Origin of the sequence: uncultured Kluyvera sp., assembly GCF_902485085.1 — a bacterium.
Taxonomy (GTDB): Bacteria; Pseudomonadota; Gammaproteobacteria; order Enterobacterales; family Enterobacteriaceae; genus Kluyvera; species Kluyvera ascorbata.
The window spans coordinates 1-25163 of the sequence record NZ_CABTJS010000105.1 but is presented as its reverse complement, the minus strand read 5'-3'; the positions used below and the strand labels follow the sequence as shown (position 1 = coordinate 25163).

Here is a 25163-nt window from a genome sequence, read left to right as displayed (position 1 = left end):
ATAGATGACCGTGACAGGTTTTCCAGTCCACAACCGCTGTGAGCTGAAAAATTTCGTTGAATAAACGGCATAAGATAAAAAAACCGCAGCCATTCCATGAGAATGATTGCGGTTTTTTATTGATTTTTAAACAGATATTCTGAGAATCAGCAGAGTTTCTTCGCTCGCTCGATAAACGGTGCCAGGCTCATTTTCACACCCGGCTGTTTAGGATCGTCAATCTGGATGATGCTTAGCGGCTGCGCCTGAGTCTTGCCCGCTTTCACCTGCTGTTCAGCCACATCATTAAGCGGATACTGCACCAGCGTGCTCGGGTTGATGACGTACAGCGCATTATCAGGGCGACAGGTCAGCATGACCTCTTCGCGGTTGAACGCCCAGTTCTCCTTACCCACCTCAAAACGGCTGACGGTAATAATCTGTGCAGCCAACGCTGAGCCGGTGGTGGTAAGTAACAACAAAGAGAGAATAATCTTTTTCATAATTCGCCAGTTCAATTAAAAAGGTTCCCAGGTGGCGAACAGGCTTACACACGCCAGCACCAGAGCCCCCAGGACAATTTCCGCCTGCGTGGTTCGCAGGAAAATACGCTGCGTCAGTTCCGTCGCGGCCGACATTCTCGGCACCAGCAGATAACGATTCGCCAACGCGACCATCACCATTAACGCCACGAAGCCGCACTTCACCCACAGCGCGACCCCGTAGGGTGTTGCAACGCTAAGCCCACCCTGAATCAGCCAGGCATTAACCAGACCGCTTGCAATCGCCCCAGCCACCGCCAGGTGCCCATAACGGGAAAAGCGCATCATGGTGTCAATAGCCGCTTTACGCCAGCGCCCTTTTGCCAGACGCAGGCAATAAAGAAACGGCACCAGCCCGCCAACCCATGCGCCAGCACAAAGGAGATGTACCGCATGATTGATACGTTGCAGCACACCAAGCGCGCCGTCATACATGGCGGCATGCCCTACACCCGCCAGCAGGATAAACTGTGCGACGCCCAGAAGCAAAAGCCGACGCATCATCTGTCGAGGTTGAACCCAGGCGACGCCTAATGTGACCCACGCGAGGACAATCTCCCACAGCCAGACGCTGCCAAAGTGAGTCTGTATCACTGCCCGCCAGACTTCGGGCCGCCAGGTATCTGACCAGCCGTCGCCCATCAGCCCGCCCTGCACCACCAGCATCAACATAGCTGAAAGCACGCTTACCGCTAACGCGCTGCGCAGTAGCCGAGAAAAGCGCTGGACCAGCAAACGCCTGAGTTCTGTAGGTGCCCACCACCCCGCATAAAGCGTGCAGCCAAAGGCCACCATCAGCGCGGCAAAGTGAGCAAAACGCAAGCCAACGTAGAGAGCCGCCAGCATATCACTTCACGCTAAACTGGTACTGACCTTTAGTCTTGTGCCCGTCGACGGAAACAACGTGCCATTCGACGGTGTACAGCCCCTCTCCCAGCGTTTCGTTCAGCGGAATAACCAGCTGCGCTTTATCGCTTTCGCTACGCGTGGCTTTACCAACGGGAATAATGCGCTTATCTGGCCCCATCAACGTCACACCGCTGAAGCCAGGCTCAACACCTTCAGAGAAGTTAAGCGTTAATGCGTGAGGTGCGGGGCTGACCGCTGAATTTGCTGCTGGGATTTGCTGCTGAAGATGGGCATGAGCCCAGACGGATGAAGCACTGAGTGAACCCATGACAAACACCATGGCACTGAGTGCGCGAGGCGCGGTGAATTTCATTTCCATCATTCCCTTTTGTTATCGATATATGACAAAGAATAACGCTGTATAATGTTCTCGTCGAGATGAGCACCCTCTGGACTTGCCATTTTGCGATACTCTTAGTAACTTTTGCGCGTTATTCCAAGGAGAAAATCATGCACACCAATCTGGCAACCCTACCACAAGACGAGATGGACAAAGTGAACGTTGATCTGGCTGCCGCTGGCGTGGCGTTTAAAGAGCGCTATAACATGCCGGTCGTCGCCGAAGTGGTTGAACGTGAACAGCCAGCGCATCTGCGAGACTGGTTCCGCGAACGCCTGATTACGCACCGTTTGGCCTCCGTCAATCTTTCCCGGCTGCCATACGAGCCTAAATCCAAGTAATGCTTACGCTTAGTGACAGTTCCTTACACGCATCCTGATACTATAAGCTGGAATAAAAGCCCAATGACAACGTGTTGAAGGATGCAACTATGCTGACATGGACTATCGCAGCAGCGCAATATGCTCCCCGTAAGGGAGATATTGCGGAGAACATTACCCACCATTTACGGTTTATCGATGTCGCGGCCGAACAGGCCTGTAAGGTATTGATATTTCCAGAGCTCTCGCTTACCGGCCCTGACGACGAACAGACGTTACCTGCGCCGCCGGACGATTCTCAGCTTTTGCCGTTAAGCGAAGCCGCTCAGCGCCATCAAATGACCATTATTGCTGGCCTGCCAATGGACAACGACGGCAAACGCATTAAGGGTATTGTCATTTTTGCCCCGCATACCCCAGGCCTCATTAAGCAGCATCAAGGCCAGGGAACCTGTCTCGCTCCCGAATCAGATCAAATCAGCGTCTTTGAGCTGAACCATGAGGGGTGTGAACTCTCCCCACAAGCCTCAGTGCTGGCAACCGTCAGCTCCATGGCGGAGCCACAGCAGCAGCGCACCAGCCAGCGGCTTCAGCGCTTCGCCCACAAATACGCCATTGCCGTTTTAAAATCGAACTATGCCAGCGGCACGTTTTCAGGCGGCAGCGCATTGTGGGATGAAAACGGTCAGCTTATCGTCCGCGCCGACGGCGGTGAACTGTTGCTGACGGGCAGAAAGAGCGCCCAGGGTTGGCAAGGCGAGATCATTCCATTACGCTAAACGTTTTAGGCCGGAGTTTGCCATGCTGCGCGTAATCGATACAGAAACCTGTGACCTACAAGGGGGCGTCGTCGAGATAGCCTCCGTCGATGTTATTGACGGTAAAATCGTCAACCCGATGAGTCATCTGGTTCGCCCGGACCGCCCTATCAGCCCGCAGGCGATGGCCATCCACCGGATCACCGAAGAGATGGTGGCCGACAAACCGTGGATTGAAGAAGTGGTGCCGTTTTACCAGGGTAGCCCGTGGTATGTTGCTCACAACGCCAGCTTCGACCGCCGCGTGTTGCCTGAAATGGACGGCGAGTGGATCTGTACCATGAAGATGGCCCGCCGCCTGTGGCCGGGCATCAAGTACAGCAATATGGCGCTGTATAAATCACGCAAGCTAAGCGTGGCGACACCACCAGGTCTGCATCATCACCGCGCGCTTTACGACTGCTATATCACCGCGTCGTTGCTGATTGATATTATGCAGGTGTCAGGTTGGACGCCGGATCAAATGGTAGACGTCACCGGCCGACCGGCGCTGCTGCGTACCTTTACCTTCGGCAAGTACCGCGGGCAGGAAGTCGCGGAAGTGGCGAAAAACGATCCGGGCTACCTGCGCTGGCTGTTTAACAACCTCGACCGCATGAGCCCGGAAATGCGCGTTACGCTTAAGCACTACCTCGAGCTGTAATTAACGCTCGGTTTGCCCCGGCAACGTTCCCTGCGCCAGGGCAATCAGGAAGGCAAACTCCAGCGCCACTCCTTCATAGCTTTTATAGCGTCCGGACTTCCCGCCGTGACCGGAGTCCATCTCGGTGCACAGCAGCAACAGATTGTCGTCTACCTTCAGCTCGCGCAGCTTAGCGACCCATTTTGCGGGTTCCCAGTACTGCACCTGGGAATCATGCAGCCCCGATGTCACCAGCAGATGCGGATAGGCCTGCGCACGCACATTGTCGTAAGGGCTGTAGGATTTCATATAGCGATAGTAAGTTTCATCCTGCGGGTTGCCCCATTCTTCAAACTCGCCGGTGGTCAGCGGAATCGACTCGTCGAGCATGGTGGTCACGACATCAACGAACGGCACCTGTGCGACGACACCGTGGAACAGATCGGGACGCTCGTTGACCACCGTGCCCATCAGCATGCCTCCCGCGCTTCCGCCCATGCCATAGCACAGCGAGGGGTCACCGTAGCCTTTGGCCAGCAGCGCTTCCGTCGCATCCAGATAATCGTTGAAGGTATTTTTCTTCTTGAGGAATTTCCCCTCTTCGTACCATAACTGCCCCAACTCACCGCCGCCGCGAATATGGGCGATAGCAAAGACAAAGCCACGGTCAAGCAGGCTTAAGCGGCTGCTGCTGAAGTCGGCGTCCATGCTGGCACCGTAAGAGCCGTAGCCGTAGACCAACAGCGGATTTTTACCCCGACGGAAATGTTCATGGCGGTAAACCAGTGAAACCGGGACCTCTACGCCATCACGTGCGGTAATCCACAGACGCTCACTGCGATAGCGGCTGGCATCAAAACCTTTCACCTCCTGCTGCTTCAGCACGCGGCGTTCTCCACTGTCCATGTTCAGCTCAAACAGCGTGTCAGGGGTGGTCATCGACGAGTAGCCATAGCGCAGGCAGGCGGTTTCCGGTTCCGGGTTGTAGGCAATCCATGTCACGTAGGCCGGGTCATCAAAAGCGATGGCCGTTTCCAGCTGGCTATGGCGATGGATCTGGCGCAGGCTGGTTAAGCCACGCTGGCGCTCTTCAACCACCAGCCAGTCACGAAACAGCGTGAAGTCTTCCAGCATGACCGCGTCGCGCGGCGCAATCAGAGTTTGCCACTCAGCCTCTTCCCAGGATTCACTGCGATACAAACCAAAGTTTTTGCCATCGCGGTTAGAGCGCAGGTAAAACTGGTTTTGATAGTGATCAAGGCTGTATTCATGGTCTTTACGGCGCGGCGCAAAGACGCGCGGCTGGGCGTTTGCCAGGTCGGCATCGAGCAGCAGCATTTCGCTGGTCGTGGTGCTTGAGAGCACAATCACCACGTACTGGCGTGAAGAGGTCTTGTGCAGGCTGACGTAAAACGTCTCGTCCTGCTCCTCATAGATAAGTTCATCTTGTTCGGTAGATGCCCCAACCTGATGCCGCCAGACCTGCCACGGCAACAGCGTCGTGGGGTGCTGGCGAACGTAGTAAAGCACGCGGGAATCATTTGACCACACCACGCCCGGCGAGACATCGTCAATCACTTCTGGCAGCCAGGTTTCGTTTTCCAGATGGCGAATACGCAGGCTGTACTGACGGCGGGAAAGGAAATCTTCGGTCACCGCCAGCAGGTTATTGTCCGGCGCTACGTTCAGCCCGCCCAGGGTATAAAACTCGCTGTGCGCCGCCCGCTTATTTTCATCAATCAGCAACGTCCATTCATCACTATCTAACGCCTGACGCTGGTAAATCGCATATTCGCGCCCTGGCTCAAAAACCTGGCGGTAGCGATAACCGTTTTTGATATAAGGCGCGGAGACCTCACGCGGGGGGATCCTGTCGACAATCTCTTTCAACACGCGATCCTGTAGACTGCGCTGGGAGGACATCACTTCGCGTCCGTAGGCGTTTTCCTGCTGTAAATAGTCAAGCACTGCCGGTTTGGTGCGGGTGTCATCGCGAAGCCAGTAGTAGTTATCGACGCGCGTATCACCATGCAATGTCATGGTGTGGGGTATCCGTTTCGCTTTAGGTGGCATCTCGTTATTCTTCTTGTTGTGTTAATTCATTATTAAGCCTGGCAAAAGTCGCGCTCATTGCCAACTTAACCTATCCCCTCATCCTACGTTTCATCAGCCTTTTGTGCCACTTGCAAGACAGACGCAAACGTTTTCGTTTATAATGCGCCAAACTTTGGATAGACGGTGGAATGGGTAATGACGTTATTAGGAACAGCTTTGCGTCCCGCTGCGACGCGCGTAATGCTTCTGGGTTCAGGTGAGTTAGGTAAAGAAGTGGCGATCGAATGCCAGCGCTTAGGCATTGAAGTGATCGCCGTCGATCGTTACGCCGATGCGCCAGCGATGCACGTCGCGCACCGCGCTTACGTTATCAATATGCTCGATGGCAATGTCCTGAAAGCACTGGTTGCGCAGGAAAAACCGGACTTTATCGTCCCGGAAATCGAAGCCATCGCCACGGATACGCTGATTGAGCTTGAGCAGGCGGGCCAGAAGGTGGTGCCGTGCGCCCGGGCGACCAAATTGACGATGAACCGCGAAGGCATTCGCCGTCTGGCGGCAGAAACCCTCAAGCTTCCAACCTCAGCCTACCACTTTGCCGACAGCGAAGCGCAGTTCCGTGACGCGGTCACCGATATCGGTCTGCCGTGCATCGTGAAGCCCGTCATGAGTTCATCCGGAAAAGGCCAGACCTTTATTCGTCATGAAGACCAGCTGGCGCAGGCCTGGCAGTATGCGCAGGAAGGCGGTCGCGCCGGTGCGGGCCGAGTGATTGTGGAAGGCGTGGTTAATTTTGATTTCGAAATCACCCTACTGACCGTTAACGCCGTCGACGGCGTGCACTTCTGCGCTCCTGTCGGCCATCGCCAGGAAGATGGCGACTTTCGTGAATCCTGGCAGCCGCAGCAGATGAGCGAACTGGCGCTGACGCGCGCGCAGGAGATCGCCCGCGAGGTCGTGCTGGCGCTGGGCGGATACGGTCTCTTCGGTGTGGAGCTGTTTGTGTGCGGTGATGACGTGGTATTCAGCGAAGTGTCCCCTCGCCCACACGATACCGGCATGGTGACGCTGATTTCGCAGGATGTATCGGAATTTGCCCTGCACGTTCGCGCCTTCCTCGGGCTGCCGATTGGTGGTATCCGTCAGTACGGTCCGTCCGCTTCTGCCGTACTGCTGCCGACGCTGACCAGTCGCAACGTCACCTTTAATAACGTGCAGAATGCACTGGATGCTGGCGTACAGCTGCGCCTGTTTGGCAAACCAGATATCGCGGGTTCTCGTCGCATGGGCGTCGCGCTGGCAACCGCAGACAGCGTTGAAGAGGCCGTGGAACGCGCCAAAATCGCCGCGGCGGCAGTCGTCGTTCAGGGATAAGAAAAAAGGCGGGCTGCTTACGCATACCCGCCCTTCTTTTGCTTACCCGGCTATCAGTCCGGGCGCAGCGAACACCTTACAGCTTCGCGCCTTCAACCGCTTCGCGAGCCAGTTTGGTGATGCGATCGTAGTCGCCTGCTTCCAGCGCGTCGGCCGGAACCAGCCAGGAACCGCCGATGCACAGAACGCTTTTCAGCGCCAGGTAGTCACGGTAGTTAGCTGGAGAGATACCGCCGGTTGGGCAGAAACGAATCTGAGAGAACGGACCCGCGATTGCCTGCAGCGCTTTCACGCCACCGTTCGCTTCAGCTGGGAAGAATTTGAACTCTTTCAGGCCGTGTTCCATACCCAGCATCAGTTCAGACACGGAGCAGATACCTGGGATCAGTGGAATGGTGCCCGCGGTAGCGGCTTTCAGCAGGTTGTCGGTCAGGCCTGGGCTGATAGCAAACTGCGCGCCAGCTTCGGTCACTTCTTTCAGCTGCTGAGCGTTGGTCACGGTACCCGCACCCACAATAGCGTCCGGCACTTCTTTTGCGATAGCACGGATAGCGTCCATCGCACAGGCAGTACGCAGCGTCACTTCCAGTACGCGTACGCCACCAGCAACCAGCGCTTTCGCCATCGGTACAGCGTGCTCAAGCTTGTTAACCACGATTACCGGTACTACCGGGCCAGTGGTCAGGATTGCTTCTGCAGTTGTTTTCCAGTTTTTCATCAGAAATTTTCTCTCGCCAGATCTACAAAACGTGTCATCTTAAAAGGTAATACAGGTTGCGCCCTGCTCTGCGCCGGACAGTTTTTCCCGTAATGCGCCAAACAGTTCACGGCCTGTCCCCACGCGCGAAGCGCTCAGATCAGGAATATGCGGTTGGCGTGCGGCCAGTTCGGCTTCATCAACCAGCAGCGTCAGCTCGCCGGTCTGGCCATTGACGCGGATCATGTCGCCATCTCGCACTTTCGCCAGCAGGCCACCGTCATATGCTTCAGGGGTTACGTGGATCGCTGACGGCACTTTACCGGATGCACCGGACAGTCGTCCATCAGTGACTAACGCAATTTTGAAACAGCGGTCCAATAATACACCAAGTGGCGGCATAAGTTTATGTAATTCTGGCATGCCGTTCGCTTTTGGCCCTTGATGGCGCACAACAACCACGCAATCTTTATCCAATAAGCCAGCTTCGAAGGCTGGCAGCACATCGTGCTGACTTTCAAACACCACCGCTGGCGCTTCAATAATCTGGTTTTCAACCGGGACGGCTGAGGTTTTCATGACCGCGCGGCCCAGGTTGCCGCTCAGGACTTTGGTACCACCATGTTTAGAGAACGGCTTGTCGAAGGTGGCGATGATGTTGTCATCCAGCGAAGCCGTAGCGCCTTCGCGCCAGTCGAGCTTGCCTTCGTTCAGCCACGGCTCCATGGTGTAGTGAGAGAGACCGAAACCGGCTACCGTGTTTACGTCTTCATGCAGAAGACCGCCCTTCAGCAGTTCACGGACCAGCACAGGTACACCGCCCGCCGCCTGGAAGTGGTTGATATCCGCCGGGCCGTTCGGGTAGAGACGCGCCATCAGCGGCACGACTTCAGACAGGTCGGAGAAATCATCCCAGTTGATGATGATGCCCGCCGCGCGCGCCATCGCCACCAGGTGCATGGTGTGGTTGGTCGAACCGCCGGTTGCCAGCAGCGCCACGATACCGTTAACCACCACTTTTTCGTCGATCATCTTACCGAGCGGCATCCACTCGTTACCGTTACCGGTCATACGCGTCACCTGACGCGCAGCGGCAGCGGTCAGTTCTGCACGCAGCGGGGCATCCGGATGAACAAAAGAGGAGCCCGGTAGCTGCATGCCCATAAATTCGATCACCATCTGGTTGGTGTTGGCGGTACCGTAGAAAGTGCAGGTGCCCGGCGCGTGATAGGACGCGGCTTCGGACTCCAGCAGCGCATTACGATCCACTTTGCCTTCAGCATAAAGCTGACGAATGCGTACTTTTTCTTTGTTCGGCAGACCACTCGCCATCGGGCCCGATGGAATAAAGACGGAAGGCAGATGACCAAAGGAGAGCGCCGCCATGGCAAGCCCTGGGACGATTTTGTCACACACACCAAGGTACAGCGCGCCGTCAAACATATTATGAGACAGGCCTACCGCAGCAGACATCGCAATCACTTCGCGGCTCAGCAGAGAAAGCTCCATGCCGTCCTGCCCTTGGGTTACGCCGTCGCACATAGCCGGCACGCCGCCCGCGACCTGACCGACCGCATTCACGCTATGCAGCGCTTTACGGATCACATCCGGGTAGTGTTCATACGGCTGATGGGCAGAAAGCATGTCGTTATAGGAGGTAATGATCGCGATATTGTTACGCAGCATGCTCTTCAGCGATGCTTTATCGTCGGGCTGGCAGGCGGCAAAACCGTGCGCCAGATTACCGCAGGCCAGTTCAGAACGGTGAACCGTTTCAGTTTTGGCCTGATTGATACGCGCCAGGTAGGCTTCACGCGTGTCGCGCGAGCGTTCAATAATACGATTTGTTACCCGTAACATTACAGAGTTCATAAAGGCTCCTCAAATTTTTCTGTCCAGGCCGCTATCTTACACGGGTAAATCATTGGTCTGATTTATCGAAAATCACCGTATAGCGCAGCTCAGAGGCAAAGGTCTACCCGTAGTGTAATAAAAAAAGCCCCGGTGGTGAATCCACTCGGGGCTTAAATGAGCAAAAATAGCACTACATGCTGTGTTAGATCATGTTACCGGTAAAATAACCCTTCCGGATTATCGCGGTCCCTTATTCGAACTCGTTCCAGGAACGGCCGTCACGGGTGATCATCGCGACCGAAGCAACCGGTCCCCAGGTGCCAGCCTGGTATGGTTTAGGAGCGTCTTTATCGCTTGCCCATGCTTCAGTGATGGAGTCGACCCACTTCCAGGCCTCTTCCACTTCGTCGCGGCGAACGAACAGCGCCTGGATACCACGCATGGTTTCCAACAGCAGACGTTCATAGGCATCCGCCAGGTGAGTCTGATTAAAGGTCTCTGAGTAGCTCAGATCCAGCTTGGTCACCTGCAGGTTATGCTTGTGCTCCAGACCAGGAACCTTGTTAAGGATCTGAATATCCACGCCTTCATCCGGCTGCAGACGAATAGTCAGCTTGTTCTGCGGCAGTTCAGGCCAGGTTTCTTTGAACAGGTTCAGTTCTGGGTTTTTGAAGTAAACGACAACCTCAGAGCATTTGGTCGGCAGACGTTTGCCGGTACGCAGGTAGAACGGCACGCCTGCCCAACGCCAGTTATCAATATCCACGCGAATAGAAACGAAGGTTTCGGTGCTGCTGGATTTGTTAGCGCCCTCTTCTTCAAGGTAGCCTGGGACTTTCTGCCCCTGCGCGAACCCTGCGGTATACTGACCGCGCACGGTTTTATCACGAACGTTGCTGCGGTCGATGCGACGCAGCGACTTCAGCACTTTCACTTTCTCATCACGAATGCTGTCGGCGCTCAGATCGGACGGCGGAGCCATCGCAATCATGCACAGAATTTGCAGCAGGTGGTTTTGAATCATATCGCGCATCTGACCGGCCTGGTCGAAGTAACCCCAGCGGCCTTCAATCCCGACTTCCTCAGCAACGGTAATTTCCACGTGATCGATAGTGCGGTTATCCCAGTTGTTCACAAACAGAGAGTTGGCAAAGCGCAGCGCCAGCAGGTTCAGAACCGTTTCTTTACCCAGATAGTGGTCAATACGATAAACCTGGCACTCTTCAAAATATTCGCCCACCTGGTCATTAATCTCGCGGGAAGTTTCCAGCGAAGTGCCCAGCGGTTTTTCCATGACGACGCGCGCCGGTTTAGCGTTCAGCTTCGCTTCACCCAAGCCGCGGCAGATGGCGCCAAAGGTGCTTGGCGGCATAGCGAAGTAGTTGATGGTGGTGCGATTTTTTTGATCGAGCATCTCGCCAAGACGCGAAAATGCTGGCGCATCGTTGACATCGAGGTTGCAGAAGTCAAGGCGTGCGCTGAGGGTGTTCCACAAACCTTCATCAATCTTCTCTTTCATGAAGGTTTCGAGCGCTTCGCGGACAACCTTGGTGTATGCCGCTTTATCCCAGTCGGCACGGCCGACGCCGATAATCCGGGTGTCCGGATTAATCTGGCCAGCTTTTTCCAGCTGATACAGGGAAGGCAGCAATTTCCGGCGGGCCAAGTCGCCCTTCGCGCCGAAAATGACCAGATCGCATGCCTGGGCCGTTTGCGTTACCGCCATGTCATTCTCCTCAGTTTATATTCCCGGTTCTATGCCAGGCTATCTACCCGTCACCGTTCAGCTTTTGCCGAAAAGCGACGGATATCGTTGTAATTTTCTTACGGTGCACTGTACTGTGTTTACGAAATTGCCGAAACCCTTTAACGCCTTTCGCCGGCTCCGATCGCACAATTCGGAACCATTGCGGCTGCGGCATTAGGCAATCCGCCAGTTTTGTTCGTTCTTTCGCCTGAGCCTCGTCTGTTAAAATACGACGGTGATCATGTTATGAAAAAAAACAACATTTTTTGCTGTTCCTCTTCGCTTTTCACTCAGCTTCAGGGGTATATTCTTGCTAAAACGCCTGCAGATTTCACCCATTAATGGAATCGTTTCAATCTATGAGCAACTTGTCACGATGAACATGCTGGAAAGAATCCAGACCCAACTGGAAAACCTTAGCAAATCCGAGCGAAAAGTGGCGGAAGTTATTCTGGCCGCGCCAGAACAGGCAATCCATTCAAGCATTGCCGCACTCGCGCTTGAAGCTGAGGTCAGCGAACCCACCGTTAACCGCTTCTGCCGCAGTATGGAGACCCGGGGTTTCCCCGACTTCAAACTCCATCTTGCCCAAAGCCTGGCCAACGGTACACCGTATGTTAATCGTAATGTTGATGAAGATGACAGCGTTGAGGCTTATACGGCGAAAATTTTCGAGTCGGCCATGGCGAGCCTGGCACACGTTCGTCAGTCGCTCGATATGTCGGCGGTTAATCGTGCGGTAGACCTGCTAACGCAGGCCAAGAAAATTGCTTTCTTTGGCCTGGGTTCTTCCGCCGCCGTGGCGCATGACGCGATGAACAAGTTTTTTCGCTTTAACGTCCCGGTCATCTATTCTGATGACATCGTATTGCAACGTATGAGCTGTATGAATTGCAGCGACGATGACGTTGTGGTGCTGATTTCCCATACCGGCAGAACCAAAAGCCTGGTCGAGGTCGCCCAAGTGGCGAGGGAAAATGATGCTATGGTTATCGCCATCACCTCCGCCGGCACGCCGCTGGCCAGAGAAGCGACCCTCGCTATCACGCTGGACGTTCCCGAAGATACCGACATCTATATGCCGATGGTTTCCCGACTTGCGCAGCTAACCGTGATCGATGTCCTGGCAACTGGTTTTACCTTACGTCGAGGGGCGAAATTCAGGGATAACTTGAAGCGAGTCAAAGAAGCATTAAAGGAATCGCGGTTTGATAAAGAGCTTTCAGCACACAGCGATAATCACTAAAACCGATAATAACGGTGTATTCGATTTAAACATTCGGTAATGATTGATACCGGATCCCTGTTCACGCAACACCTGAGTTGTATTAGTCAACGGAGTATTACATGTCCAGAAGGCTTCGCAGAACCAAGATCGTCACCACGTTAGGCCCAGCAACCGACCGCGATAACAACCTCGAGAAGGTAATTTCCGCCGGTGCTAACGTCGTACGCATGAACTTCTCTCACGGTACGCCAGAAGATCATCAGCTACGCGCTGACAAAGTACGCGAAATCGCAGCAAAACTGGGCCGCCATGTAGCTATTCTTGGCGATCTGCAAGGACCAAAGATTCGCGTTTCTACCTTCAAAGAAGGTAAAGTTTTCCTCAATATCGGCGACAAATTCCTGCTCGATGCCAACCTCGGTAAAGGCGAAGGCGACAAAGAGAAAGTGGGCATCGACTATAAAGGTCTGCCTGCTGACGTCGTGCCGGGCGACATCCTACTGCTGGACGATGGCCGCGTACAGTTGAAAGTGTTGGAAATCCAGGGCATGAAGGTATTCACCGAAGTGACCGTCGGTGGCCCGCTGTCCAACAATAAAGGCATCAACAAGTTAGGCGGTGGCCTCTCGGCTGAAGCGCTGACCGATAAAGACAAAGCGGATATTCATACCGCGGCTAAAATTGGCGTTGATTACCTGGCCGTCTCCTTCCCGCGCTGCGGTGAAGACCTGAACTACGCTCGCCGTCTGGCGCGCGAAGCCGGCTGCGATGCCAAAATCGTCGCCAAAGTGGAACGTGCGGAAGCCGTGTGCAGCCAGGACGCGATGGATGACATCATTCTGGCCTCCGACGTCGTGATGGTTGCTCGTGGTGACCTCGGCGTTGAAATCGGCGACCCTGAGCTGGTCGGTATCCAGAAAGCGCTGATTCGTCGCGCTCGTCAGCTTAACCGCTCCGTGATCACCGCGACCCAGATGATGGAGTCGATGATCACCAACCCAATGCCAACCCGCGCAGAAGTCATGGACGTGGCGAACGCCGTGCTGGACGGTACCGATGCGGTGATGCTCTCAGCGGAAACCGCTGCGGGTCAGTACCCTTCTGAAACCGTTGCCGCCATGGCGCGCGTTTGCCTGGGTGCAGAAAAGATCCCAAGCATCAACGTTTCTAAACACCGTCTGGACGTGCAGTTCGACAACGTGGAAGAAGCCATTGCCATGTCGGCAATGTATGCGGCTAACCACCTGAAAGGCGTGACCGCCATCATCACCATGACCGAGTCTGGCCGTACCGCGCTGATGACCTCCCGTATCACCTCCGGGCTGCCTATCTTCGCGATGTCCCGCCATGAGCGTACGTTGAACCTGACAGCGCTGTATCGCGGCGTGACGCCAGTCTTCTTCGACAGCGAATGTGACGGCGTTGCGGCGGCACACGACGCGGTAAATCTGCTGCGTGATAAAGGCTATCTGATGTCTGGAGACCTGGTTATCGTTACCCAGGGCGACGTGATGAGCACCGTGGGTTCAACCAACACCACGCGTATTCTGACCGTTGAGTAAGTTATTCTCGCTATAAAAAAACCGGACAATGTCCGGTTTTTTTATCTGCGTAGCCGGCTAAGCGTCGTGTCGCCGGGCTACGGGGCTATTTCTTTTTCTTTGGATAGAGTTCTTTACGCTGATACGGCTCGGTTTCACCCGGCTTGCGCGTTTTCAGCAGCTTTAGGATCCACGTGTACTGCTCAGTATGCGGCCCAACGAAAATCTCCACCTCTTCGTTCATTCGACGCGCAATGGTGTTGTCATCCGCTTCCAGCAGGTCATCCATAGGCGGTCGGACCAGAATGGTCAGACGATGCGTTTTGCCATCATAAACCGGGAACAGCGGCACCACGCGCGCGCGGCACACCTTCATCAGACGGCCAATCGCCGGCAGCGTGGCTTTATAGGTAGCAAAGAAATCCACGAACTCGCTGTGCTCTGGGCCGTGATCCTGGTCCGGCAGATAGTAGCCCCAGTAGCCCTGACGGACGGACTGAATAAACGGCTTGATGCCGTCGTTACGGGCGTGCAGACGACCGCCAAAACGACGACGAACGGTGTTCCAGACGTAGTCGAAGACTTTGTTGCCCTGATTATGGAACATCGCCGCCATCTTCTGGCCCTGCGACGCCATCACCATTGCTGGAATATCAACGCCCCAGCCGTGCGGTACGAGGAAAATGACGTTTTCGCCATTGGCGCGGAGCTCATCGATAATCTCCTGCCCCTGCCAGTCGAGGCGCGGCAGAATTTTTTCCGGCCCTTTCAGCGCCAGCTCTGCCATCATAACCATTGCCTGCGGCGCGGTGGCAAACATCTCATCAATAATGGCTTCGCGCTCAGCTTCGCTTTTATCCGGGAAGCAGTACAGTAGATTGATCTGCGCGCGACGGCGAGCGCTGCGGCCAAATTTACCCGCCAGGCGACCGAGCTTACCCAAAATAGGGTCACGGATTTTTGCCGGTACGTAAGCAATCCCCGCAAATGCCAGTACGCCTAACCAGGCACCCCAGTATTGAGGATGGCGGAAAGATTTCTCAAACTCGGGAATGTATTCACTGTTATTTTTTTTCGTTTCCATGCCTATTCCGGGGTTGAATCATCGGTCAATGTGGATAATCAGATAGTGTAGCGAGGCCGGGTGCTTCGCACAAAAGAAAAAGCCGGTGCTGTAAAGGCACCGGCTCTGAACGGATACTTCTTAGGCGAAATTAGTCGAAACGCAGCTGCGGCAGCACTTCTTTCACCTGGGCCAGGTAATCGGTACGATCCGAACCGGTCAGCCCTTCGGTGCGTGGCAACTTCGCCGTCAGCGGGTTCACCGCCTGCTGGTTGATCCATACTTCATAGTGCAGGTGCGGGCCAGTAGAGCGACCAGTGTTACCGGAGAGCGCAATACGGTCACCACGTTTAACCTTCTGACCTGGTTTCACCAGCAGCTTACGCAGGTGCATATAGCGCGTGGTGTAGGTACGACCATGACGCACGGCTACATAGTAACCTGCTGCGCCACTGCGCTTCGCTACCACCACTTCACCGTCACCGACGGCCAGCACCGGCGTGCCTTGCGGCATCGCGAAGTCCACGCCGCGGTGCGGCGCTACGCGACCGGTTACCGGGTTCAGACGACGCGGGTTAAAGTTAGACGATACGCGGAACTGGCGCGCGGTTGGGAAGCGCAGGAAGCCCTTCGCCAGCCCGGTACCGTTACGGTCGTAGAACTTACCGTCTTCGGCGCGGATCGCGTAATAATCTTTACCGTCGGAACGCAAACGTACGCCCAGCAGTTGGCTCTGTTCACGCTTGCCGTTCAGCATTTCGCGTGACATCAGCACCGAGAACTCGTCGCCTTTTTTCAGCTTACGGAAGTCCATCTGCCACTGCATTGATTTAATCACCGCGCTGACTTCCGCGCTGGTTAAGCCGGCGTTGACGGCGCTGGTGACGAAACTTCCACCAACGGTACCTTTCACCAGGCTGTTAACCCAGTCGCCCTTCTGCAACTCGCTGCTCATTTTAAAACCATTAGCAACGCGATCGTAGGTACGGGTTTCGCGGCGCGACATCTCCCAGGTTAAACGCTGTAAATCACCATCGTCATTCAGCGTCCAGGAGAGCTGCTGCCCCACTTTCATATTTTTCAGATCTTTATCAACCGAGGCGAGCTGGCTGATATTCCCCATATCGATGCCGTACTGATTCAGAATGCTGCTCAGGGTATCGCCCGTGGATACCACATACTCATGCACGCCCGTTTCGTTATCGGCTTTATCGTCCAGCTCATCCTGAGGGATGGCTTCGTCTTCCTGCGCGGACTGATCAATCGGTTCGCTGGCCTCAGGCAGAAGCGAGCGAATTTCTTTTTTCTCCAGCTCAATCGTACGGACGACGGGGGATGAAGAGGTTGGATGGTAAACGTAAGGCCGCCAGACAGCGACGGCCAACGTGAGAACGGTGAGTGACCCCAGCATAACGCGGTGGGGCCGCGGCAAATTGTTAAATGCCAGAGCGACAGAGCGGGCTATCTGCTGCACGTATTCACTTCCTTACTTATCTCCTTTCAGGCAGCTCGCATACTGGGTCGCCAGTTGAGTAAGAAACGCCGGATAGCTCTCTTTACTCAGCTTAATGTTCGTGCCTAGAGGATCGAGCGTTCCCATGCGAACGCTGGTTCCCCGCGCAACTGATTCAACGACGGCGGGCCTGAATTGTGGCTCAGCAAAAACGCAGGTTGCTTTTTGCTCAACCAACTGTGTTCTTATTTGATGTAAACGCTGCGCACCAGGTTGAATTTCGGGGTTAACGGTGAAGTGCCCAAGCGGCGTCAAACCGTAGTGTTTTTCGTAATAGCCATAGGCATCATGAAAAACGAAGTACCCTTTTCCTTTTACCGGTGCCAGCTCGTTCGCCACCTGCTTATCGGTTGCGGCCAGATTGGCCTCAAAATCCTTCAGGTTGGCATCGAGCCGGGCTCGACTCTGGGGCATAAGTTCCACTAATTTGTCATGGATTGCAACCGCCGACAGCCGCGCTATCTCTGGGGAGAGCCACAGATGCATGTTGTACTCACCATGATGGTGATGCGCGTCACCTTTTTCGCCGTGAGCGTGGTCATGGTCATCTCCGTCACCGGCATCATGGTCATCGTCATCTGCCCCTTTCATGAGCAACGGTTTCACACCGTCAAGCTGAGCGATGGTGACTTTTTTATTGTCGGGAATGCTTTGCGATGACTTGTCCATAAATGCTTCCATTTCAGGACCAATCCATACGACTAAGTCCGCGTTCTGTAAGCGTTTTGCATCAGACGGACGTAGTGAATAATCATGTTCAGACGCACCGTCTGGCAGTAATACTTGCGTCTCAGTGACGCCATCTGCAATGGCTGAAGCAATAAAGCCTAACGGCTTGAGCGATGCTACAACGGCAGCATCAGCATGCTGTGCTGTCGTTCCCCAAAGTGCAGCGGATAAAGCTGCGAAAAGAAGCGTATTTTTCTGTAACATAATGCGTCTATTAATCGAAATGAATAAGTGAAGTGTGATATTATAACATTCACTATCTTGTGCAACCCCTAATTGCTATGACGAATCTTGTATCTCTGGAAAATGTCTCCGTCACCTTCGGCCAACGCCGGGTGCTCGCTGACGTCTCGCTGAATCTCAAGCCAGGCCGCATTCTGACGCTGCTTGGTCCGAATGGCGCGGGCAAATCAACGCTGGTACGCGTGGTGCTCGGCCTCGTAGCACCTAGCGAAGGTGTTGTCATCCGCGATAAACACCTGCGCATTGGTTATGTGCCGCAAAAGTTACACCTCGACGCCACATTGCCGCTGACCGTCAAGCGATTTTTACGTTTACATCCGGCGACGCGAAAAGAAGATATTCTGCCCGCGCTGAAGCGCGTTCAGGCGGGACATCTGCAAGACGCCCCCATGCAGAAGCTTTCCGGCGGGGAAACCCAGCGCGTTCTGCTCGCGCGTGCGCTGCTGAATAAACCGCAGCTGCTGGTACTGGATGAACCGACTCAGGGCGTGGACGTTAACGGTCAGGTTGCGCTTTACGATCTCATCAACCAGCTTCGCCAGGAACTCGACTGCGCGGTACTGATGGTCTCGCACGATCTGCATCTGGTGATGGCGAAAACCGACGACGTGCTTTGCCTTAACCACCATATCTGCTGCTCCGGTACACCGGACGTGGTTTCTATGCATCCGGAATTTATCTCAATGTTTGGCCCTCGCGGTGCAGAACAGCTGGGTATTTACCGCCATCAGCATAATCATCGCCATGATTTACAGGGCCGTATCGTTCTACGTCGGGGAAATGGGCAGTCATGATTGAAATTTTACTTCCCGGCTGGCTTGCCGGAATGATGCTGGCGTGTGCTGCCGGCCCGCTTGGCTCGTTTGTTGTCTGGCGACGGATGTCCTATTTTGGCGATACGCTGGCGCACGCTTCTCTGCTGGGCGTGGCGTTTGGCCTGCTGCTGAACGTTAATCCATTCTATGCGGTTATCTTTGTGACGCTGCTGCTGGCGGGCGGTCTGGTGTGGCTGGAGAAACGCCCTCACCTCGCTGTGGACACCCTGCTGGGTATTATGGCGCACAGCGCGCTGTCGTTGGGCCTGGTGGTGGTCAGCCTGATGTCGAATATCCGCGTCGATCTGATGGCCTATCTGTTCGGCGACCTGCTGGCGGTTACGCCGCAGGATCTTATCTCCATTGCGCTGGGCGTGATGGTGGTGCTGGCGATTCTGTTCTGGCAGTGGCGCAATTTACTGTCGATGACCATCAGCCCGGATCTGGCCTTTGTCGACGGCGTGAAGCTGCAGCGGGTGAAGCTGCTGCTGATGCTGGTCACGGCACTCACCATTGGCGTGGCGATGAAGTTTGTCGGCGCGCTGATTATTACGTCGTTACTGATTATCCCGGCGGCCACGGCGCGTCGTTTCGCTCGCACGCCGGAGCAGATGGCGGGCGTCGCCGTTGGCGTGGGCATGATAGCGGTCACCGGTGGTTTAACATTCTCAGCGTTCTATGACACGCCTGCGGGTCCGTCGGTGGTGCTGTGTGCTGCCCTGTTGTTTATTTTCAGTATGATGAAAAAACAACCGAATGCCTAAATAAACGATAAACACCTCCATAGGAGGTGATTTGAAATCGGCTAAATAAATAAGCACCGATGATAGTACCGGTGCTTATTTTATTACTGGGTACAAGCTGCTAAATACAATTTGGCGCCCTGAACGTTTTTGCCGCCGTCAATATCAAGACACTTGAGAACACCATCGGAATCAACTTTTTTCAGCTGTCCGTTGATATAGTCCCAATTACTCACAACGGTATCATATTCGCGGATATAAATTTTACCGTCTAATGGTGTGTAAGCATAATTTGGATGCGCATCCAGTCGCAGTGCGCCATTCATCTCGAAAGTGACCTGACGAATATTTTGCATACCTGGATTAGAACCACATACTCCCATCGTTGCCTGCTGGAAAGCAACACCGGTCATACACAATGTTTGTCCGTTACTGGTATTTTGAAGTTGGTCATTTACCATTTTCCATGTCTGGGTTCCGGAAATAGCCGCATTCGCTACGCCAGACATCGCGACGATAGTCAGGGCAGCAATTGATAGGACGGTCATTGATTTCATTTTGTTACTCCTCATGTATTGATGAAATTGATTTATAGCATGGGGGTTTCGCTATAAATTCATCACAAATGAGCGAAATATCTAAAATGACATGGATGATAAATCTGATGAGGAAAATAATGGGTCAGGGTCACAGACGGAATATATCATTCCGTCTGCTCGTCATTACGGCATTTCCGGCGGCGTAATACCGAAGTGATTCCACGCCCGCGTCGTCGCCATACGGCCGCGCGGAGTGCGCTGCAAGAATCCCTGCTGAATCAGATACGGCTCCAGCACGTCTTCAATCGTTTCGCGCTCTTCCCCGATTGCCGCCGCGAGGTTATCCAACCCAACCGGCCCACCGAAGAATTTATCAATGACCGCAAGCAACAGCTTACGGTCCATATAGTCAAAGCCTTCCGCATCGACATTGAGCATATCCAGCGCCTGGGCGGCGATATCTGCCGAAATGGTACCGTCATGTTTCACTTCCGCAAAGTCTCGAACTCGGCGCAGCAGACGGTTGGCGATACGCGGCGTTCCGCGCGCACGACGAGCCACTTCCAGCGCACCATCATCGCTCATCTCCAGCCCCATAAAGCGCGCGCTGCGCCCCACGATATGCTGTAAATCTGGTACCTGATAAAACTCCAGGCGCTGCACGATGCCGAAGCGGTCACGCAGCGGTGACGTCAGAGAACCTGCGCGCGTGGTGGCGCCAATCAGGGTAAACGGCGGCAGGTCGATTTTAATCGACCGCGCAGCCGGGCCTTCCCCAATCATGATATCGAGCTGGTAATCTTCCATTGCTGGATAGAGCACCTCTTCCACCACCGGCGAAAGACGATGGATCTCATCGATAAACAGCACATCATGAGGTTCGAGGTTGGTCAGCATCGCCGCCAGATCGCCCGCTTTTTCCAGCACCGGGCCTGACGTGGTGCGCAGGTTTACGCCCATTTCGTTGGCAACGATATTGGCGAGCGTGGTCTTCCCAAGCCCCGGCGGGCCAAAAATAAGCAGGTGGTCAAGCGCGTCGCCGCGCAGCTTCGCCGCCTGGATAAAGATCTCCATCTGCGAACGAACATGCGGCTGACCGATATATTCGGCCAGTAACTTAGGACGGATGGCGCGATCCGCCACCTCTTCTGCCATGCTACTGCCTGACGAAATCAGGCGGTCTGCTTCAATCATCCTCTACCTCATAGCGCCGCGCGAAGCGCTTCGCGGATCAATGTTTCGCTGCTGGCATCCGAACGGGCAACTTTGCTCACCATTCGGCTGGCTTCCTGAGGTTTATAGCCCAGCGCCACCAGCGCAGCAACCGCTTCCTGCTCGGCGTCGTCGGCGCTCGGGCCCGCAGGAGACGTCAGCACCAGATCGGCGGCTGGCGTAAAGAGATCGCCATGCAGACCTTTAAAGCGATCTTTCATTTCGACAATAAGGCGTTCCGCCGTTTTCTTGCCGATGCCCGGCAGCTTAACCAGCGCCCCAAGCTCTTCGCGCTCTACCGCGTTGACGAACTGCTGCGCCGACATGCCGGAGAGAATGGCCAACGCCAGCTTCGGACCAACGCCGTTGGTCTTAATCAGCTCTTTAAACAGCGTACGTTCCTGCTTGTTATTAAAGCCGTATAGCAGCTGCGCGTCTTCACGGACGACAAAGTGGGTGAAAACAATCGCTTCCTGCCCGGCTTCCGGCAGCTCATAAAAGCAGGTCATTGGCATATGCACTTCATAGCCTACGCCGCCCGTCTCCAGAAGAACCAGCGGGGGTTGTTTTTCGAGAATGATGCCTCTGAGTCTGCCTATCACGTGACGCTCCTGCGTTAAGGGCTAAAAGAGTAATGTACTATCATAAAAAAAGGCTGGATATTTATCCAGCCTGATTTGTGATTATCGTAATCGTCCACGCGCTAAGTTCAGCCGGGTATCGCTCATTTGCATGGCGTTCTGGCTGACGTGGCAGTGGGTAATGGCGATAGCCAGCGCATCGGCGGCATCGGCCTGAGGGTTGGCGGGAAGCTTTAACAGCGTACGGACCATATGCTGAACCTGGCTTTTTTCCGCACTACCAATACCCACGACGGTCTGTTTCACCTGGCGGGCGGCGTACTCAAAAACCGGGAGTTCCTGATTGGTTGCGGCGACAATCGCTACCCCGCGCGCCTGTCCCAGCTTAAGCGCCGAGTCGGCGTTTTTCGCCATAAAAACCTGCTCAATAGCGAAATAGTCCGGCTGGAACTGGGTGATAATTTCCGTCACGCCTGCATAAATCAGCTTCAGGCGTGACGGAAGATCGTCAACCTTGGTGCGGATGCATCCGCTGCCAAGGTAGGTTAGCTGTCTGCCAACCTGGCGAATGACACCATAACCGGTGATGCGCGACCCCGGGTCAATGCCGAGAATAATAGACATCACGCACCTCCTGTCAGGTTGCGGAACAACCACCTCATTCTAAGGTTGCTGCAACCTCGTCAGAGATTTCGCCGTTGTGGTAGACTTCCTGAACGTCGTCACAGTCTTCCAGCATGTCGATGAGACGCATCAGTTTTGGTGCCGTTTCAGCATCCATGTCCGCTTTGGTGGACGGGATCATAGACACTTCTGCCGCGTCAGCCTTCAGGCCAGCCGCTTCCAGCGCGTCACGTACTTTACCCATTTCTTCCCACGCGGTGTACACGTCAATCGCGCCGTCGTCGAAGGTCACAACGTCTTCAGCACCAGCTTCCAGCGCCGCTTCCATGATGGTGTCTTCGTCGCCCTGCTCAAAGGAAATAATCCCTTTTTTGCTGAAAAGGTAAGCAACGGAACCGTCGGTACCGAGGTTGCCACCGGTTTTGCTGAACGCATGACGCACTTCAGCAACGGTACGGTTACGGTTGTCGGACAGACATTCGATCATCACCGCGGTGCCGCCAGGACCGTAACCTTCATAGATGATGGTTTCCATGTTGGAATCTTCATCACCGCCCACACCGCGCGCGATAGCACGGTTCAGGGTGTCACGCGTCATGTTGTTGGCCAGGGCTTTATCTACCGCAGCACGCAGACGTGGGTTCGCATCCGGATCGCCGCCGCCCAGTTTGGCCGCTGTCACCAGCTCACGAATGATCTTGGTGAAGATTTTGCCGCGCTTAGCATCCTGCGCCGCTTTACGATGTCTGGTGTTGGCCCATTTACTATGACCTGCCATAAAAATATCTCCAAAAAACTATGCCCTTTCAGGCAGCGTTAATGACAAATTCTTCAATCGCCTGCCGGTTGCTCCACGACTTGGTGAGCGCCGCCGCGGCGGGCGCATCGAGCCACTGGTAGGTCAGGTGCTCGGTGAACACAACCTCCCGCTCATGGGGCAGCGCAAGACAGAACCAGGATTCTGTATTGCGCTCAACGCCCGGCGCATAGCGATGACGTAAATGTTGAAAAATTTCAAACTCCACCGTGCGTTGACAGTCCATCAAGGTCAGTTGCTCAGAAACAACGTCTATAGTGACCTCTTCCTTTACTTCACGCATGGCGGCCTGCGACGCGGTTTCCCCCTCTTCCAGGCTGCCGGTAACCGACTGCCAGAAATCAGGGTCATCGCGTCGCTGCAGCATCAGCACCCGCTTACTGTCCTGGGCGTAAATCACCACCAGAATAGAGACGGGCCGCTTGAATGGCATGTTACTCGTTCTCCGCCGACGTTTTTGGCTCTTTCGCCACAACCTGAATACCCAGTTCGCCCAGAGATGCCGGATTTGCGAAGCTTGGCGCTTCGGTCATCAGACAGGCTGCCGCGGTGGTTTTCGGGAAGGCGATAACGTCACGGATGTTATCGGTGCCGGTCAGCAGCATGGTCAGACGGTCAAGACCGAATGCCAGACCCGCGTGCGGAGGCGTACCGTATTTCAGCGCGTCCAGCAGGAAGCCAAACTTCTCGCGCTGCTCTTGTTCGTTGATGCCGAGAATGCCGAACACGGTCTGCTGCATGTCACCACGGTGAATACGCACGGAACCGCCGCCCACTTCATAGCCGTTGATAACCATATCGTAGGCGTTTGCTACCGCGTCTTCCGGTGCCGCTTTCAGTTCTTCAGCGGTCATGTCTTTCGGCGACGTGAACGGGTGGTGCATTGCGGTCAGACCGCCTTCACCATCGTCTTCAAACATTGGGAAGTCGATAACCCACAGCGGTGCCCACATGTTTTCGTCGGTCAGGCTCAGGTCTTTACCCAGCTTCAGGCGCAGTGCGCCCATCGCGTCGGCAACCACTTTCTTGTTGTCAGCGCCGAAGAAGATCATGTCGCCGTCCTGCGCACCGGTGCGCTCAAGGATGGCTTCAATGATTTCTGGGGTCAGGAACTTAGCCACCGGGCTGGTGATACCTTCCACGCCTTTTGCACGTTCGGTCACTTTGATGTAAGCCAGGCCTTTCGCGCCGTAAATCTTCACGAAGTTGCCGTATTCATCAATCAGCTTACGAGTCAGCGCAGCACCACCCGGTACGCGCAGAGCCGCCACGCGACCTTTTGGATCGTTTGCCGGGCCGGAGAAGACCGCGAACTCAACGGACTTCAGCAAGTCAGCAACGTCAACCAGCTCCATTGGGTTACGCAGATCCGGTTTATCGGAACCGTAACGGCGTTCAGCTTCGGCGAAGGTCATAATCGGGAAGTCGCCCAGATCCACACCTTTGATTTCCAGCCACAGCTGACGCACCAGCGCTTCCATCACTTCACGCACCTGTGGTGCGGTCATGAAGGAGGTTTCGACGTCGATCTGGGTGAATTCAGGCTGACGGTCAGCGCGCAGGTCTTCGTCACGGAAGCATTTAACAATCTGATAGTAGCGGTCGAAGCCGGACATCATCAGCAGCTGTTTGAACAGCTGAGGAGACTGTGGCAGCGCGTAGAATTTACCTTTATGTACGCGAGACGGTACCAGGTAGTCGCGCGCGCCTTCCGGGGTCGCTTTGGTCAGCATCGGGGTTTCGATATCGAGGAAACCGTGATCGTCCATAAAGCGACGTACGAAGCTGGTGATTTTAGCGCGAGTTTTCAGGCGCTGAGCCATCTCTGGACGACGCAGGTCGAGGTAGCGGTACTTCAGACGCGCTTCTTCGGTGTTAACGTGGTTGGAGTCCAGCGGCAGTGATTCTGAACGGTTGATGATAACCAGGTCAGAAGCCAGAACTTCAATCGCACCGGTCGCCATATCCGCGTTGATGTTCTTTTCGTCACGCGCACGAACGGTGCCGGTAACCTGAATGCAGAACTCATTACGCAGTTCAGAGGCTAACTTCAAGGCATCCGCACGGTCCGGATCGAAGAACACCTGTACGATGCCTTCACGGTCGCGCATGTCGATAAAAATGAGGCTACCGAGATCACGACGGCGGTTGACCCAACCACACAGAGTCACCTGCTGCCCAACGTGGGACTGTCGAAGCTGTCCGCAATATTCTGTACGCATGAGATATCCCTTAACTTAGCCGTCGGCGGATTGTCG

General features: G+C 54.8%; 25 protein-coding genes. 8 read left to right on the top strand and 17 right to left on the bottom strand.

All coding sequences use genetic code 11. The annotated features are described in order from the left end of the window. Positions 1 to 146 precede the first annotated feature (146 nt). The 3 genes from RDN66_RS12375 to yobA are packed head-to-tail and all read right to left on the bottom strand — an operon-like array spanning position 147 to position 1743. The gene (locus tag RDN66_RS12375; protein WP_115074432.1) at positions 147 to 485 is read right to left on the bottom strand and encodes a YebY family protein; all 339 of its coding nucleotides are present in this window, start codon (positions 483 to 485) and stop codon (positions 147 to 149) included. A 12-nt stretch (positions 486 to 497) separates the two neighbouring features. Continuing rightward, positions 498 to 1367, bottom strand: coding sequence for a copper homeostasis membrane protein CopD (copD, locus tag RDN66_RS12370; RefSeq protein WP_202217750.1), 870 nt, complete (start codon positions 1365 to 1367; stop codon positions 498 to 500). 1 nt (position 1368) lies between these two features. Beyond that, a complete protein-coding gene (gene yobA / locus RDN66_RS12365) occupies positions 1369 to 1743 on the bottom strand; it encodes a CopC domain-containing protein YobA (protein WP_308537882.1) in 375 nt (124 codons plus the stop codon). A gap of 137 nt (positions 1744 to 1880) precedes the next feature. On the opposite strand from yobA, the gene RDN66_RS12360 reads away from it, so the two are divergent. The 3 genes from RDN66_RS12360 to exoX all read left to right on the top strand — a co-directional run bounded on the left by RDN66_RS12360 (position 1881) and on the right by exoX (position 3551). Then, complete coding sequence (locus RDN66_RS12360) at positions 1881 to 2111, top strand: DNA polymerase III subunit theta (RefSeq protein ID WP_035891678.1); 231 nt, start codon at positions 1881 to 1883, stop codon at positions 2109 to 2111. 89 nt (positions 2112 to 2200) lie between these two features. Further along, entirely contained in the window at positions 2201 to 2869 is a 669-nt protein-coding gene (locus RDN66_RS12355) for a carbon-nitrogen hydrolase family protein (protein ID WP_202217748.1), read from the top strand. A 22-nt stretch (positions 2870 to 2891) separates the two neighbouring features. After that, positions 2892 to 3551, top strand: a complete 660-nt coding sequence (exoX, locus tag RDN66_RS12350; protein WP_202217747.1) for an exodeoxyribonuclease X — start codon at positions 2892 to 2894, stop codon at positions 3549 to 3551. Here exoX and ptrB read toward each other — a convergent pair whose 3' ends face one another. After that, complete coding sequence (gene ptrB / locus RDN66_RS12345) at positions 3552 to 5603, bottom strand: oligopeptidase B (RefSeq protein WP_202217746.1); 2052 nt, start codon at positions 5601 to 5603, stop codon at positions 3552 to 3554. 177 nt (positions 5604 to 5780) lie between these two features. Here ptrB and purT point away from each other — a divergent pair, with 177 nt between their 5' ends. After that, entirely contained in the window at positions 5781 to 6959 is a 1179-nt protein-coding gene (purT, locus tag RDN66_RS12340; protein WP_202217745.1) for a formate-dependent phosphoribosylglycinamide formyltransferase, read from the top strand. A gap of 76 nt (positions 6960 to 7035) precedes the next feature. Here the strand turns inward: purT and RDN66_RS12335 are convergent, their stop codons facing one another. From RDN66_RS12335 to zwf, 3 genes are all read right to left on the bottom strand, one after another. Continuing rightward, positions 7036 to 7677: a bifunctional 4-hydroxy-2-oxoglutarate aldolase/2-dehydro-3-deoxy-phosphogluconate aldolase gene (locus RDN66_RS12335; protein WP_061284674.1), complete on the bottom strand. Its 642-nt coding sequence runs from the start codon at positions 7675 to 7677 to the stop codon at positions 7036 to 7038. Between the two features lie 39 nt (positions 7678 to 7716). Beyond that, complete coding sequence (gene edd / locus RDN66_RS12330; protein WP_035891688.1) at positions 7717 to 9528, bottom strand: phosphogluconate dehydratase; 1812 nt, start codon at positions 9526 to 9528, stop codon at positions 7717 to 7719. Positions 9529 to 9760: 232 nt separating this feature from the next. Further along, positions 9761 to 11236 carry a glucose-6-phosphate dehydrogenase gene (gene zwf / locus RDN66_RS12325; protein ID WP_035891689.1) on the bottom strand — a complete coding sequence of 492 codons (1476 nt, stop codon included), beginning with the start codon at positions 11234 to 11236 and terminating at the stop codon, positions 9761 to 9763. 397 nt (positions 11237 to 11633) lie between these two features. On the opposite strand from zwf, the gene RDN66_RS12320 reads away from it, so the two are divergent. Both RDN66_RS12320 and pyk read left to right on the top strand, forming a co-directional pair. Beyond that, positions 11634 to 12503 (top strand): MurR/RpiR family transcriptional regulator, encoded by an 870-nt coding sequence (locus tag RDN66_RS12320; protein ID WP_035891692.1) that lies wholly within the window; start codon positions 11634 to 11636, stop codon positions 12501 to 12503. Between the two features lie 101 nt (positions 12504 to 12604). Next, a complete protein-coding gene (pyk, locus tag RDN66_RS12315) occupies positions 12605 to 14047 on the top strand; it encodes a pyruvate kinase (protein WP_035891694.1) in 1443 nt (480 codons plus the stop codon). Between the two features lie 85 nt (positions 14048 to 14132). Here pyk and lpxM read toward each other — a convergent pair whose 3' ends face one another. From lpxM to znuA, 3 genes are all read right to left on the bottom strand, one after another. Then, positions 14133 to 15110 (bottom strand): lauroyl-Kdo(2)-lipid IV(A) myristoyltransferase, encoded by a 978-nt coding sequence (lpxM, locus tag RDN66_RS12310; RefSeq protein WP_123652041.1) that lies wholly within the window; start codon positions 15108 to 15110, stop codon positions 14133 to 14135. Positions 15111 to 15240: 130 nt separating this feature from the next. Further along, entirely contained in the window at positions 15241 to 16563 is a 1323-nt protein-coding gene (mepM, locus tag RDN66_RS12305; RefSeq protein ID WP_035891697.1) for a murein DD-endopeptidase MepM, read from the bottom strand. Positions 16564 to 16575: 12 nt separating this feature from the next. Beyond that, positions 16576 to 17535 carry a zinc ABC transporter substrate-binding protein ZnuA gene (znuA, locus tag RDN66_RS12300; RefSeq protein WP_035891699.1) on the bottom strand — a complete coding sequence of 320 codons (960 nt, stop codon included), beginning with the start codon at positions 17533 to 17535 and terminating at the stop codon, positions 16576 to 16578. A 77-nt stretch (positions 17536 to 17612) separates the two neighbouring features. Between znuA and znuC the strand changes: the two genes are divergently transcribed. Further along, positions 17613 to 18368, top strand: coding sequence for a zinc ABC transporter ATP-binding protein ZnuC (gene znuC, locus RDN66_RS12295; protein WP_035891701.1), 756 nt, complete (start codon positions 17613 to 17615; stop codon positions 18366 to 18368). Next, a complete protein-coding gene (gene znuB, locus RDN66_RS12290; protein ID WP_202217743.1) occupies positions 18365 to 19153 on the top strand; it encodes a zinc ABC transporter permease subunit ZnuB in 789 nt (262 codons plus the stop codon). The genes znuC and znuB overlap by 4 nt, the downstream gene beginning before the upstream one ends. 83 nt (positions 19154 to 19236) lie before the next feature. Here znuB and RDN66_RS12285 read toward each other — a convergent pair whose 3' ends face one another. The 7 genes from RDN66_RS12285 to aspS all read right to left on the bottom strand — a co-directional run bounded on the left by RDN66_RS12285 (position 19237) and on the right by aspS (position 25127). Continuing rightward, positions 19237 to 19689, bottom strand: coding sequence for a hypothetical protein (locus RDN66_RS12285; RefSeq protein WP_202217742.1), 453 nt, complete (start codon positions 19687 to 19689; stop codon positions 19237 to 19239). Between the two features lie 165 nt (positions 19690 to 19854). Then, complete coding sequence (gene ruvB / locus RDN66_RS12280) at positions 19855 to 20865, bottom strand: Holliday junction branch migration DNA helicase RuvB (RefSeq protein ID WP_202217741.1); 1011 nt, start codon at positions 20863 to 20865, stop codon at positions 19855 to 19857. Positions 20866 to 20873: 8 nt separating this feature from the next. Next, positions 20874 to 21485 (bottom strand): Holliday junction branch migration protein RuvA, encoded by a 612-nt coding sequence (gene ruvA, locus RDN66_RS12275; RefSeq protein WP_035891707.1) that lies wholly within the window; start codon positions 21483 to 21485, stop codon positions 20874 to 20876. A gap of 81 nt (positions 21486 to 21566) precedes the next feature. Next, the gene (gene ruvC / locus RDN66_RS12270; protein WP_035891708.1) at positions 21567 to 22088 is read right to left on the bottom strand and encodes a crossover junction endodeoxyribonuclease RuvC; all 522 of its coding nucleotides are present in this window, start codon (positions 22086 to 22088) and stop codon (positions 21567 to 21569) included. Positions 22089 to 22122: 34 nt separating this feature from the next. Next, entirely contained in the window at positions 22123 to 22866 is a 744-nt protein-coding gene (locus RDN66_RS12265) for a YebC/PmpR family DNA-binding transcriptional regulator (RefSeq protein ID WP_035891711.1), read from the bottom strand. A 28-nt stretch (positions 22867 to 22894) separates the two neighbouring features. Beyond that, positions 22895 to 23338 carry a dihydroneopterin triphosphate diphosphatase gene (gene nudB, locus RDN66_RS12260; protein ID WP_035891712.1) on the bottom strand — a complete coding sequence of 148 codons (444 nt, stop codon included), beginning with the start codon at positions 23336 to 23338 and terminating at the stop codon, positions 22895 to 22897. Between the two features lies 1 nt (position 23339). Continuing rightward, positions 23340 to 25127 carry an aspartate--tRNA ligase gene (aspS, locus tag RDN66_RS12255; RefSeq protein ID WP_202217739.1) on the bottom strand — a complete coding sequence of 596 codons (1788 nt, stop codon included), beginning with the start codon at positions 25125 to 25127 and terminating at the stop codon, positions 23340 to 23342. Positions 25128 to 25163: the final 36 nt, after the last annotated feature.